The organism is Mucilaginibacter gotjawali, assembly GCF_002355435.1.
Taxonomy (GTDB): domain Bacteria; phylum Bacteroidota; class Bacteroidia; order Sphingobacteriales; family Sphingobacteriaceae; genus Mucilaginibacter; species Mucilaginibacter gotjawali.
The window spans coordinates 877,912-891,108 of the sequence record NZ_AP017313.1 but is presented as its reverse complement, the minus strand read 5'-3'; the positions used below and the strand labels follow the sequence as shown (position 1 = coordinate 891,108).

The following is a 13,197-nucleotide window of genomic DNA, read 5'->3' as shown; positions in this document are numbered from 1 at the left end:
CATAACAAACAGTTATCCCCTATCTCATTTTATGATAAAAAATCCAGCATAATACGCTGCATCTTTGCGCTATCAAATAATTACAGGTTATGGATAGCCAGCATCAACTAACACAACAGCACGGATTTTTAATCAATATCAATAACAATGGACGGAAGCTTTTATTTATTATGAGCGCTGCATTTTGTGTTACGCCCTATGCCAGCCCAGCTGTGGCGCTTTTACTCGGGCTTATTATTGCCCAATCAACCGGGCACCCTTATTTGCATTTAAACCATAAAGCCACTCATATTTTATTGCAAGCCTCGGTAGTAGGCCTGGGCTTTGGCATGAATTTGCAGGCAGCATTGCAGGCAGGTAAAGAAGGCGTTTTGTTTACTGCCGCGTCCATCAGCGGAACCTTGTTGGCCGGTTACTTTTTGGGCAAATGGTTAAAAACAGGCAAAAAAACGTCGTTTCTTATTTCAGCCGGTACAGCAATTTGCGGTGGCAGCGCCATCGCCGCTATTTCACCCGTTATCAAGGCCGAAGAAAAACAAATATCCGTGGCGCTGGGCTGCGTATTTATTTTGAATTCTGTCGCCCTTTTTATTTTTCCGGTAATCGGGCATCACTTAAATTTATCCCAAACCCAGTTTGGTTTATGGTGCGCCATCGCCATACATGATACCAGTTCGGTAGTCGGCGCGGCGGGCAAATACGGCGCACATGCATTAGAAGTTGCCACTACGGTAAAACTGGCCAGGGCCTTGTGGATTGTACCTGTCACTTTTATTTCGTCCTATATATTTAAAACCGGGTCGGGCAGGACAAGCGTCCCCTATTTTATTGGCTTGTTTATTCTTGCTTTGATTGCCAATACCTATTTGCCCGCTGTAAAATTGTTAAGCCCATATTTGGTAATAATAGCCAAAGCGGGGTTAACCCTTACGCTTTTCCTGATCGGCGCCGGGCTGTCGCGGAAGGTGATCTCATCCGTTGGCTTTAAACCCTTCCTGCAGGGGGTTATTTTATGGATAGCCATATCCGCGGGGGCGTTATATGCGGTAATGCACCTGGCATAATGATTTAAAAAAAGCTCCTAAAACAAAAAGCATCGCCCGGATAAGGGGCGATGCTTTTTGTTTTGCGAATAGTTGGATCGCAATTATTCCGAAATGATAAACTCCTTTGCGCCGTCTTCATCATAAACATGCACATCCTTAGTTACGGTTTGATGATCCGCAATAACCTCGATGGTATAGTCGCCGTTGTCCAACTGGTTAAGGATATAACCTTTCTCCATTTCTTTGTAGGCCGGCATAGCGTCTTTAAAAATCACATTTCCGTCCTGGTCGGATATAATTACAATAGCCTTGGCTGCCGAGGCAGACTGCACTTTAATATCAACACCCTGATGTGAGGGCAGTGCCGAAAAGCTGATCTTATCGCCTGCAGGTACTGTGGCTTTAGCCGGATTTGCTGCAAAAACGCCTACACTTGCCAATACTAATAATGCGGTTAATTTGATTGAATTTTTCATGATCTTGTTATTTTAAATGTTTTTAAATTATTGTTCGTTTTATTTGACAGAACAAAGTAACGGCAACTTTAAACCCTTAAAAAATGAAATAGACCACCAGCGTTTTTATATAGACCAACACAAAAAATCAATCTTCAAACACTGTAATTGCTTAATAATAAGCAAAATATAGTTTTTATCGCTTAAAACAACGCCCTTATAGATGTAATTGGGCTGTTCATAGAGCAAAGCGCAAAAAATAACAATTAATTAACTCACCCATCTTTTACAAGCCGGTAAATTTGTCTTTATTAGGCCCATATGTTACAGTTGAAAAAAATCTTATTATTACCACTACTGCTTGTTGCGGTAACCGCCTTTGCGCAAACCAGGACCAGGAAAGCAGTTTTCATTATCGTTGACGGCATACCGGCCGATGTGATTGAAAAATTAAACACACCAAACCTCAGGCTTATCGAAACACAGGGCGCCTATATGCGGGCCTATGTTGGCGGCGAAAAGGGCGGCTATTCGCAAACGCCTACCATTTCGGCCAATGGGTATAACAGTTTATTAACAAGTACGTGGGTAAATAAGCATAACGTTTGGGGTAACGAAATTAAGGCCCCTGATTATAATTACTGGACTATTTTCCGAATGTTTAAAAATGCCTGGCCAAACAAAACAACGGCAATATTTTCCAGCTGGACAGATAACCGCACCAAACTGCTTGGCGAAGGGCTGCCGCAAACCGGCAATTTAAAAATTGACTATGCTTATGATGGTTATGAACTGGATACGATAAAATTTCCGCACGATAAAGCGGGCCTGTATATGCATTTAATTGATGAGCAGGTAGCCAACTCAGCTGCCGTCTGCATTAAAGATAAAGCGCCCGACCTGAGCTGGGTGTACCTGGAATACACCGATGATATGGGCCATCGTTACGGCGACAGCCCCCAAACCTATGAAGCTGTGCAGATGGCCGACAAACAAATTGGGCGGATTTGGGAGGCTATCCAATACCGCCAAAAACACAACAATGAGGACTGGCTCATATTTATCACTACCGACCACGGGCGGGATGAACAGAGCGGTAAAAATCACGGCGGGCAATCTGCCAGGCAACGTACTACATGGATGGTTACCAACTACAATGCATTGAATGATTATGCCCGGTACTTTACGCCAGGCATTATTGATATCACACCTACAATAGCAAACTTTTTGGAGGTAAAAATACCCGAAGCCCAATTGCGCGAAATTGATGGCAGCTCACTGATCGGGCCTGTATCAATCGCGATGCCCCAGGTTAACTATATCCAGGGTGACCTGGATGTTACATGGAAGGCGCTTGATAAAAAAGGCAAGGTGAAAATTTGGGTAGCTTCAACCAATAATTTTAAAGACGGGAACCCCGACAATTACCAAATGCTTGCCGAAGTTCCCGTGGCGGATCAGCACGCGCTGGTATCCGTTAAAAACTTACCATCCAACTTTTACAAAGTTTACATCGGGGCTCCTTATAATTCCGTTAACCGCTGGTTTGTTATTTCAAAATAATTAGTTTAAAACAAACGTTTCAAGGCCAATATCTCGCCATCAGATCGGCCAGGGCGCATTCGCTGCAACCGGCAATCTTATTTTAGGTTTGCAGCCCCGGCCTGACATTATTTATGCCCGACATCAAGCGCCACCGCGCGAACATTTAATCACAAACCTTTTATTAAACGTTTAAAGTGTTAATTTTTAACCAATACCACCATACTGCTATTATCCACACCATATTTTTTAGCAATAGCTTTTATAGTGGTGCCTTTTTTGATGGTGAACGGTTTTGTAAATTCGTATTCATCAACAAATGCAGGTATTACACCGTTGGTTGTATAATAGATTTTTGTTCCAGGTGTCGAACATGTCAAGGTAACGGTATTTCCTTTTAAATGGAACACGGGTTTCGCCACAATCCCCACATATTTAGCAGTACGTGCGTCATGGATCTCACCTTTCCAGTTCATCCCGAAGCCAAAGTCGTAGGTATGTCCATCCGCATCGGTATAGCAAATCATATCATGCGGAATATCCTCATCCTGCACTTCAACCGTTTGCATATTGGCCGGCATCTGGAATGGCAGCAAACCTGATGGTTCGGCAGCGCCGGTTAAAACATCCAGCATCGCCTGGTTCTGCACACCGAAACCTGCCACTATCGCGTTAGCATCTTTCTCAAATTCGGCCAATACCGCAGGTTTTGATAATGTGATGGCAACGATCACCGGCTTGCCGTTCATCGCCTTTTTAGTTTCTTCGATAGTTTTTAAATCGTTATAGTTGGCTGCCGTAATAGATTTGCCTTTATAGCTGCGGTTAGTAATGCCGGGTTCAACCGGGTCGCCGGCGGCGATACTATGAGCGCGGGCATCAGTGGCGGTATAGGCACCATATTGCAGCGTGATGGGCACATAACCGTTACCGCCATTTTTCAGATCATCGGCATCATAACCAGCACCGCCGCTTGGGCTGCTCACAAAAACAATGGCATAATCGGCTTTGGCCGGATCATCTGTTACATTAAAATATTTACCGATCAGGCTGGCCTGTACGGCGTCTTCCCATCTTTCTTTGGATGGCGGGCCAAAAAATCCCTTTACTGAAGGGAAGTATTTTTTGGGCATGTAGATGGTTTTACCCTTTTGCAGCGGCAGCACGTTATCGTGGTTCTTTAACATTACTATTGATTTCAGCTGTGCATTGTAGCCGGCGGTCATAAATTCAGGTTTGCCAACCGTTTGTTTTGTATGTTCCACATCAAGGTATGGGTTTTCAAACAGGCCCACCCTGAAGATATTCTTTAACAACCTTACTGCCGATTGCTCAAACCTGGCCCTCATAAACGCTTCGCCATGTTCCTTAACCCCCATATTATAGGCTTCAATTACCGGCCCAGCATCATTATTTCCGCCAAACTGATCAACCCCGGCCATTAATATTTTATAATGGCGCTGGGCAACGGTAGCCGTTTCCATCCCCCACGATTTCCCTAAAAAAGTATCAGGTGTTTTACCTTCGTCGGCGGTTACCATCCAGTCGGTACAAATCACACCGTCGTACCCGTATTTTCCACGAAGCAGGTCGGTGATCAGGTATTTGCTATAGCTGTTGCCCGCATTGCCCTGCTTATCCCTGTTGTACGAAATGGTATAATAAGGCATTACTGCCGACACCATTTTTGTTTTGCCTGATAGTTTTAAAGCACCGTCCACAAATGCAACCAGGTGCTCATCAAAGTTATTGCCCGGGTAAACGGCAAATTTGCCATAAGCAAAATGCGCGTCACGGCCCCCTTCTTCAGGGCCGCCGCTGGGCCAGTGCTTCATCATGGCATTTACGCTGTTATAGCCCCAGCCATCTTTTATTTCGGCATCTCCTGCCGAGGTCTGAAAACCGTCAACATAGGCCCTTGCCATATCTGCGTCGAGCTGCGGATCCTCGCCAAATGTACCGTTGATCCGCGCCCAGCGTGGCTCCGATCCCAAATCGATTTGCGGCGATAAAGCCGTGGCTATCCCCAGTGCCCGGTATTCCTGCGCAGCTATGCTGCCAAATTGCCGGGTTACCGCCGGGTCGAATGTAGCAGCAAGTCCCAGTTCATCGGGCCATTGCGAAATAGTTCCGCCTGCTCCGGCGGTATATTCAAAACCGGTATTGGCGCTGTGCCGCGGGTCTGAACTATTGTTTGCCGGGATACCAAAACCCGAACCTTCTACCAGGGCCTGCACGTTATTGTTCCAGCGGGCCGCCACGGCAGGCGATTGTACCGAGGTGACCAGCACATGCCTTAAGTTATCTTTGATTAAAAAGCTTTTTTGCTGATCGGATACGTCCGCCGGATCAATACCACCCTCATTAAATTTTTTCCCGTTATACGTGCCGGCACCGAATGGCCCGCCCGACATGGCCGGAATAGCCTGGTGTGCGCTGTACAGCATTAACCCCGCTATCTGGTCGATAGAAAGCTGTGCAGCAAGGTCCTTCGCACGCTCATCAACCGGCAGGCGCCAGTCTTCATACTTATCCAGTTTGCCGTTTTTGTTCAGGTCCTTAAATGCCAGGCCATCCACAGTTAAAATTTTTACGCCCGACCTGGTGGAATACCCAAGCGTTGGCCCGCCGGCATTTTTTACCAAAACAATACCAGTGGAGTCCGCAGGCCTGGAAAACCATTTTTTCGAAGGATCAAAATGACTGGCTGCCGACATTCCGGCTAATGATGCCACAACAATTGCCGCTGCAGAAAAGTAAAGAATTGGAGATGAGTTAAAGTTCTTCTTCATAAATAAATACAGGAATACACATTAATAATTGGTGGTTATTAAACAGGCTTATAACAGATAACGAGGTCGATCGGCTCATTGTGTTTTATCGACACAATTAAAGGTAAATATATAAACATTTACATAAAATCCGAATCGATAAGCAGGGAAGAATTATAGATAAGAAGGTGGTTTGGGGCGACGAAAACGATAAAGAAAGTTAAACAATTGCGAAATTTTTTATCATTCGTGTTACAAATTTTAAAACAGTAACGTAATATAAATACGGCAGGGTGGCTAAACCATGATATTTTTTTAATACATTTATAGTACCCCCTTTGTCGCAAAACACCCTGACTAATCTACTCAGCACATGAACGATCTGGAAACCTATTTTAAACAAAATAACAAACGGGTAATTGATAAATGGCATCATTACTTCGAAATTTATGAACGCCATTTCAGCAAATACCGGAATAAAGAAATCGTTTTATTAGAGATCGGCACCTTCCAGGGCGGCAGTTTGCAAATGTGGAAGCATTACTTTGGTGACAAGGCCAAAATTTATGGCATTGATATCAACCCTGATTGTAAACAGGTAGAGGAAGAAAACATCAAAGTATTTATCGGCTCACAATCCGACCGTAACTTTTTAAGGAACGTGCTCAAAGATATCCCGCCGATTGATATTTTAATTGACGATGGCGGCCATACCATGCAGCAACAGATCGTTTCGTTCGAAGAATTATTTGATCATATTAAACCCGACGGCACCTACCTGTGCGAGGACCTGCATACCTCGTACTGGGATAATTTCGGCGGTGGCTATAAACTGCCCGGTACCTTTATCGAATATTCAAAAGAGTTGATCGATAAACTGAACGCCTGGCATTTTAAAAAGGCAGAGGAGATCGATTCTTTTACCAAATCGGCAAGCTCCATGCATTACTATGACAGCATGCTGGTGATTGAAAAGCGGGAAATGCTAAAGCCTGTCACCTCGAGAACTGGCGCTATTTATTTAACGGAGAGTGAAAAACCCATAGTTGAACCTAAAAAGCGATCATTGTTAAAGCGATTGGTCAGGCAATAAGCACAAAAAATACGTTGAATTCCCAAACTCCCTGTAGCTATTTGTAACGTTTAACGTCACCAAACTGGCCCTTATTTGCCTATATTTGGTTTGCAGATTTTATAAATGAGCCAGGTAAGGGAAATAAAATGCCCGCATTGCGGTGAATGGACTTTATGGAACGGGGATATTGACGACCGCTGCCTGTATTGCAATGGTTTTTTGGAGCCCCAGCGCTTTTCGCGCGAGGTAGAAATAAAAGTAAACCGCGAGCTGTTAAAAGAAAACGATTACCTGTTTATAAAACCCGGCGACGGCGCTTTTACCCGTTGGTATAAAAGCAGTTTAAATTCATTGCGCTGGACGGTGTATTATGTTCAGATCGCGTTTTTTCTGTTTGCAACCTGTTTGCTGGTGTTACTAAGCCTGATGGCCGTATAGATGAAAACATTGCTCAACCCATGGTTCATTGCCGGTTGCCTGGTATGGCTGATCGTAAAAACAACCCGGGTGCTTGATATCCCTGTCCCCTGGTTAAACAGCTATCTCACCGATTTTTTTGCCGTGCCCGTAATTACCAGCATAGGCCTCTGGCTGCAAAGGGTGTTCATCATTAAAAGTAATTATTATGTATTGTCACCCCTGCAGGTTGTCTTTATGGTGATTTATATCAGTGCGCTTTTTGAAGGGTTATTGCCGCTACTCTCCAAAACCTATACCGCCGACTGGGTGGATGTGTTCCTTTACTGTATCGGCGGTTTGTTTTTTTATCGGGTGATGAACAAGCCGGTGTTGGAAGTCCGAAAGTCGGGAAAGTCAGAAAGTCCGAAAGAAAACATCATCTAGCTTCTCGCTTTGGTCTTTATGCTTTTGGCTTAACTTCCAGACTTAACGCTCCTGTCGGGCACCTGGCTACCTGTTCCTTTATTTCCTGGCTGGTGGCGCCATCCATATTAACCCATGGTTTAGCCTGGGAATTAAAAACCTGTGGCAACTGCGTTGCGCAGCGCGCGGCATGACGGCAAAGTTCAGGTTTCCATGCTACCGTGATCTCATCGTTTGTATAGGTATGTTTTTCCTTTTCTTCGTTTTCACTATATGCAAATGTGCGGATCCGGATCCCGCCTTCAAGTATTTTTGAAATAGGGCAGGCTTTTGCTATCTGGATCAGATGCTCACGTTGTTCATCCGTTACAGGCGTTGAAAAATCTAGGTCGCGGTCAATCACGGTAACCTTTTGGCCATCCTTTTCCTCGAAATACATATTTACCGAGGCTGAAATCCGGGGGATATCCCAACCCTTACGGTCAATATACATCCGCAGGGTGGTGATGGTACAGGTAGCCACGGACGATACCAATAAAGTATAGGGATCTGGTCCCAGGTCTTTGCCACCCGAGGTCTCGGGTTCATCCGTAATAAATTTGCCGTGGCGCCATTCAACGGTACATTTATATTTTTCCGTCCCGATGCGGGAAATAATGGGGTGCTCAAACTTGTATTTCATTGTATTTTTATTTCTATTTTTCGTCGGTTACGATCTGTTCGAAATCAAAAGAATTGCAGCTACCCTCTTTTTTGCCTGCAAAAGAGAGGGTGGTCGAGCGTAGCGATGATCGGGTGAGTAAACCCTGCGGACATTACCGCTAATGCATGGTGGCGAGTCTACTCACCCCGGATTCGCTGTGCTCTCCGACCCTCTCTTCCGCAAGCGTAAAGAGGGTTAAAAAAGATTTCATTGTTCCTCACATTAATTTTCACCATCTGCCGAATTCGGTTCTGAACTATGATCCATGAACTATGAACCAAAAAGCACATCGGCAAACGCAGGAGTAATATCGAATATTTTTTTCGCAAAAGGGCAAAGCGGCAATATTTTCATATGGTTTTCGCGCGCATAGGCAACGCCGGCTTTTACCAGCTGCAAACCAAGACCTTTGCCCGCATATGCATCATTAACTTCGGTATGGTCGATAATCATTTTACCCGGCCCGGAGAAAATATAGTGCATTAAAGCAATCTCTTTTCCACCGTCTTCTATATAAAAAGCACCACGTTTGCCATCGTTTTTGTTTTGTATTTCCATTGTATAGTATGTACGTAAGTTATTTGCCGAAACGCCAATTGCAGCTTCTTCCGAGCTTCCGGACCTGGCCGCCCGCCATGCGGGCTTTCCCGACTTTCGGACTCCCGGACACTCGGACTTTCGGATTTTCTTAAAAATTAAAACTCAGTTCCCGTAAAAATAAAGAATAATCCTTACTTTTAAATGTATGGAAACAGTAACCGTTTCAACTTTAAAAACTTTTGAGGCGTTAAAGAATGTGCCTGATGATCAGCTGCAATGGCTCATTGACAAAAGCAAAGACCGCTTGCTGGCTGATGGAGAATATTTAACCCAACAGGGCCAACCGCTTGCCGGGCCGCATTTTATGATCAAAGGCCGGATAGTGCTTTACATTATACAAAATGGCAGCCGGCGCGAAATTGCCACAATGCGCCCCGGCGATATCTCGGGCTATCTGCCCTATTCCCGCGGCGTTACAGCAACTGCCAGCAGCCATGCAGTTGGCGGGGCGCAGATCATGTCGTTTCCGACAGAAAAGATCAGGGAAATGGTTAAAGACCATTTTGAATTAACCCAGGCACTGGTACATGTAATGAGTAACCGCGTGCGCGAGTTTACGGCTATGCAGCAGCAAAATGAAAAGATGATGGCGCTGGGAAAACTGTCGGCAGGCCTGGCGCATGAACTGAATAACCCGGCATCGGCCATTGTGCGCGATTCGGTGTCGCTTTTGGAACATTTAAAAATGGAACCGGTAAGCTTTAAAAAAGTGATTTCCATTCAAATGACCGGCGAACAGATAGATGCTGTGAATAATGAATTATTCAGGTTACTGGCGGTTAAGGACAACCCCGAGCTATCCCTTAAGGAAAGGACCAAACGCGAAGAGGAGATTGCAGACTGGCTTGATGAACGAAATATTGAAAATAGGTACGACCTTGCCGAGAATTTTGTAGATTTTGGTTTTGGTGTAGATAACCTGGAGACTTTTTGCAGCCATATCCCGACGGATTCCTGTTCGCCGGTTTTTAACTGGATAGGCAATTTGCTCACTACGGAAAGAATGGTGCAAAATATCCAGGAGTCATCACACCGCATCGCCAGCCTGGTAAACTCGGTGAAGGTATTTACCCATATGGACCGCGGATCGGACAAGCAGTACGCAGATATCCATATCGGGATAAAAAACACGCTGATGATGCTGATCTATAAAATCAAGAAAGGCAACATCACCATGGTGAAGGAATTTGACCAAACCCTGCCGCCGGTAAATGCCATGATAGGCGAGCTGAACCAGGTTTGGACGAATTTGATTGACAATGCACTGGACGCAATGGAGCCCAACGGCAAGGGCACATTGACCATAAAAACAAAAAAAGACAGGGAATTTGTGCGGGTTTATATTATTGACGATGGCCCGGGCATACCCGATGAAATAAAATCACGGATATTTGACCCGTTTTTCACTACCAAAGAAATGGGAAAAGGCACAGGTATGGGCCTTGAGGTGGTGCACCGGATAGTACACCAGCACAATGGCTCCATAAAAGTAAAATCGGAACCCGGGCGAACAGAGTTTATCGTTTGTTTCCCGATTGACGGATAGTTCTGAGTCCGAAGTCTTAAGTCCTGAGTCGTAAGTCAGATATTGCTGTTTTCAACTCAAGACTTAGGACTTTCGACTCAAGACTTAAAAATTTACCTGTACACTAAGAAAACATGGAACGACCTATAATATTTTCAATAGATGATGACCCGCAGGTGCTGCGGGCGATAAGCCGCGACCTGCGAACGATGTATGGAAAGGAGTTTAAAATTCTGAGTACAACATCGGCTAATGAAGCGCTGGACACTTTGACTGACCTGAAAAATAGTTCGGATGTGGTGGCGCTGTTTGTTTGCGACCAGCGTATGCCCGAAATGGAAGGTACTGCCTTTTTGGAGAAAGCCATCAAAATATTCCCTGATGCCAAAAGGGTACTGCTTACTGCGTATTCTGATACGGAAGCCGCGATAAAAGCGATCAACGATGTGCGCCTTGATTATTACCTGATGAAGCCATGGGACCCGCCCGAAGAAAAGCTATACCCGGTTTTAAACGATCTTTTGGACGACTGGCAGGGTAGCTATATCCCCGAGTTTAAAGGCATAAAAGTAGTGGGTTACCAGTTTTCGCCGCAATCGCATATGATCAAGGATTACCTGGCCAGCAACCTGATTCCCTACCGGTGGTTTGACGTGGATAAGAACCCGGAAGCAAGGCAAAAATTAGCGCTTAACAAAATCAGTGAGGATAAACTGCCTTTAATTGTTTATGAAGACGGCAGCTACGAATGCCAGCCAACCATCCGGCAGATTGCCGAAAAGGTGGGTAAAAACCCGCAGATTACCAACGAAATTTATGATGTGGTGATTGTAGGCGCAGGACCAGCCGGGCTGGCCGCCGCAGTTTACGGTGCTTCCGAAGGATTAAAAACGTTGTTAATAGAGCGAAAAGCACCCGGCGGACAGGCAGGTTCAAGTTCCCGGATCGAGAATTACCTTGGTTTCCCGGCGGGCCTTAGCGGCGCTGATTTAACCCGGCGCGCCATCAGCCAGGCATTGCGTTTAGGCGCCGAGTTTTTATCGCCGCAATCGGTAAGCGATATCACCCAAAAAGATGGTTATAAAACCATCATCCTGGAAGACGGGCCCGAGATCATCAGCCGCACGGTAATCATTACTACCGGGGTAGATTACCGGAAGCTGGAAGTGAAAGGCATTGAGCATTTTACCGGCGCCGGCGTTTATTACGGTGCCGCGATGACGGAAGCTTCCGCCTGTAAAGACAAAGATGTGTTTATCATCGGCGGGGGGAATTCTGCCGGGCAGTCGGCAGTATACCTGTCAAAATTTGCAAAACAGGTTTCCATTATTATCCGGCGGGATAGTTTAAGTTACACCATGTCGGCTTACCTGATCACACAGATTGAGAATATCCCGAACATCCAGGTGATTACCGATACGGAAATAACGGAAGCCCATGGTATCAATTGCCTTGAAAAACTAACGCTCATCAATGTGAAGACAAAAGAGACCGTTACTAAAGAGGCTGTTGCGCTGTATGTATTTATCGGCGCCAAACCCTATACCGACTGGATAAAGCTGGATATTATCCGCGACGAAAAGGGCTTTATAGAAACCGGTCGCGAACTAAGGCGGTATGATAATTTTGCCAAAATATGGAAAATGAACCGTGACCCGTTTTTACTGGAAACCAGCTGCAAAGGTATCTTTGCCGCCGGCGATGTACGCTCCGGGGCGATGAACCGCGTTGCCTCTGCCGTTGGTGAAGGTTCGATGGCGATCAGCTTTGTGCATAAGTATCTGGCGGAGGTGTAGATAATAAAGGAAACAGGGGTGTCATGCTGAGGTGAGCTTGCCCTGAGTTTAACGAAGGGAAGCATGCGGGCGAGGGCCTTTACGCGCGCCCTTCGACAGGCTCAGGGTGACACCCCTCGTTTTTTAGAATATAAAGGATTTATAAACTGCCCCATATATTATCGGGTGCAATTCAAATTGTCGCTAACCAGCTAATTTTGGCTAAAGCCCATAGCCTGGCGGTTACTGACCCGTCCCTTAAAAGGGACGGCAATTAATTACACCTTTCATTATTGCCGTCGGTTTTAACCGACGGACAAAGGAGCGTCAAGGTATGGCTTTAGCCAAATTCCGCAGGTCGGATAAGCGAGGCAAACAAACAGGATATAGGCGACAATTTGAATTGCGCCCTATATTATTAGGATCAAGTTCTTTGTAATTTCCTCTTTTCTCAGCTTTTTTTACCATCGCGACAAAAGCGGGATCATAGGGGCTTGTTTCAACCCTTATTTTCCATGCTTTGGCAATGGCCTTTAGAGCCTGTGTATGCTCTTTATTTGGGGGATGCATGATCAATGTTTCCATAAACAAATTTATTTAATTAAAATTTAAAAGCGATCTATGGATATTTTGGTAAAGTCTCGGTTTGACTTTTTATTGTTTTTTTGGAATAAATAGAATAATTACCCCAATTATTATAAGAATAAGGGATATTAAATATGAACCTAAACCGATCCTTCCTGAATCTCCTTCTACTTCCGGGTCATTCAATTCTCGTAAAAAAACAAATAAAAGAACTCCAATAATTATAAAAAATGCACCAGCAATAACCCTAAATACTTTCCATGAATTCATATTATGTTATTTTTACAGCCAAACCGTT

The 13,197-nt window shown here is 45.0% G+C and carries 13 protein-coding genes; 7 read left to right on the top strand and 6 right to left on the bottom strand.

The annotated features are described in order from the left end of the window. Positions 1 to 89 precede the first annotated feature (89 nt). A complete protein-coding gene (locus MgSA37_RS04030) occupies positions 90 to 1,064 on the top strand; it encodes a YeiH family protein (protein WP_096349965.1) in 975 nt (324 codons plus the stop codon). Between the two features lie 83 nt (positions 1,065 to 1,147). On the opposite strand, the gene MgSA37_RS04025 is transcribed toward MgSA37_RS04030, so the two are convergent. Further along, a complete protein-coding gene (locus MgSA37_RS04025; protein ID WP_096349964.1) occupies positions 1,148 to 1,522 on the bottom strand; it encodes a hypothetical protein in 375 nt (124 codons plus the stop codon). Between the two features lie 300 nt (positions 1,523 to 1,822). Between MgSA37_RS04025 and MgSA37_RS04020 the strand changes: the two genes are divergently transcribed. Further along, complete coding sequence (locus MgSA37_RS04020; protein WP_096349963.1) at positions 1,823 to 3,064, top strand: alkaline phosphatase family protein; 1,242 nt, start codon at positions 1,823 to 1,825, stop codon at positions 3,062 to 3,064. A gap of 179 nt (positions 3,065 to 3,243) precedes the next feature. On the opposite strand, the gene MgSA37_RS04015 is transcribed toward MgSA37_RS04020, so the two are convergent. Continuing rightward, positions 3,244 to 5,835, bottom strand: coding sequence for a glycoside hydrolase family 3 N-terminal domain-containing protein (locus MgSA37_RS04015; protein WP_157750414.1), 2,592 nt, complete (start codon positions 5,833 to 5,835; stop codon positions 3,244 to 3,246). A 352-nt stretch (positions 5,836 to 6,187) separates the two neighbouring features. Here MgSA37_RS04015 and MgSA37_RS04010 point away from each other — a divergent pair, with 352 nt between their 5' ends. From MgSA37_RS04010 to MgSA37_RS04000, 3 genes are all read left to right on the top strand, one after another. Further along, positions 6,188 to 6,907 carry a class I SAM-dependent methyltransferase gene (locus MgSA37_RS04010; protein ID WP_096349962.1) on the top strand — a complete coding sequence of 240 codons (720 nt, stop codon included), beginning with the start codon at positions 6,188 to 6,190 and terminating at the stop codon, positions 6,905 to 6,907. 105 nt (positions 6,908 to 7,012) lie between these two features. Next, positions 7,013 to 7,327 (top strand): hypothetical protein, encoded by a 315-nt coding sequence (locus tag MgSA37_RS04005; protein ID WP_096349961.1) that lies wholly within the window; start codon positions 7,013 to 7,015, stop codon positions 7,325 to 7,327. Then, the gene (locus tag MgSA37_RS04000; RefSeq protein WP_096349960.1) at positions 7,328 to 7,732 is read left to right on the top strand and encodes a hypothetical protein; all 405 of its coding nucleotides are present in this window, start codon (positions 7,328 to 7,330) and stop codon (positions 7,730 to 7,732) included. A gap of 16 nt (positions 7,733 to 7,748) precedes the next feature. Here MgSA37_RS04000 and MgSA37_RS03995 read toward each other — a convergent pair whose 3' ends face one another. Together MgSA37_RS03995 and MgSA37_RS03990 are read right to left on the bottom strand one after the other, a co-directional pair. Next, positions 7,749 to 8,393, bottom strand: a complete 645-nt coding sequence (locus MgSA37_RS03995; RefSeq protein WP_096349959.1) for a (4Fe-4S)-binding protein — start codon at positions 8,391 to 8,393, stop codon at positions 7,749 to 7,751. Between the two features lie 291 nt (positions 8,394 to 8,684). Continuing rightward, a complete protein-coding gene (locus tag MgSA37_RS03990) occupies positions 8,685 to 8,972 on the bottom strand; it encodes a GNAT family N-acetyltransferase (protein WP_096349958.1) in 288 nt (95 codons plus the stop codon). A gap of 187 nt (positions 8,973 to 9,159) precedes the next feature. Here MgSA37_RS03990 and MgSA37_RS03985 point away from each other — a divergent pair, with 187 nt between their 5' ends. Together MgSA37_RS03985 and MgSA37_RS29505 are read left to right on the top strand one after the other, a co-directional pair. Further along, the gene (locus MgSA37_RS03985; RefSeq protein ID WP_096349957.1) at positions 9,160 to 10,560 is read left to right on the top strand and encodes a sensor histidine kinase; all 1,401 of its coding nucleotides are present in this window, start codon (positions 9,160 to 9,162) and stop codon (positions 10,558 to 10,560) included. Between the two features lie 113 nt (positions 10,561 to 10,673). Continuing rightward, positions 10,674 to 12,335: a response regulator gene (locus MgSA37_RS29505; RefSeq protein ID WP_096349956.1), complete on the top strand. Its 1,662-nt coding sequence runs from the start codon at positions 10,674 to 10,676 to the stop codon at positions 12,333 to 12,335. Positions 12,336 to 12,641: 306 nt separating this feature from the next. Here the strand turns inward: MgSA37_RS29505 and MgSA37_RS03975 are convergent, their stop codons facing one another. Together MgSA37_RS03975 and MgSA37_RS03970 are read right to left on the bottom strand one after the other, a co-directional pair. Then, the gene (locus tag MgSA37_RS03975) at positions 12,642 to 12,899 is read right to left on the bottom strand and encodes a DUF2683 family protein (protein ID WP_096349955.1); all 258 of its coding nucleotides are present in this window, start codon (positions 12,897 to 12,899) and stop codon (positions 12,642 to 12,644) included. Between the two features lie 69 nt (positions 12,900 to 12,968). Then, a complete protein-coding gene (locus MgSA37_RS03970) occupies positions 12,969 to 13,169 on the bottom strand; it encodes a hypothetical protein (RefSeq protein WP_096349954.1) in 201 nt (66 codons plus the stop codon). Between the last annotated feature and the right edge of the window lie 28 nt (positions 13,170 to 13,197).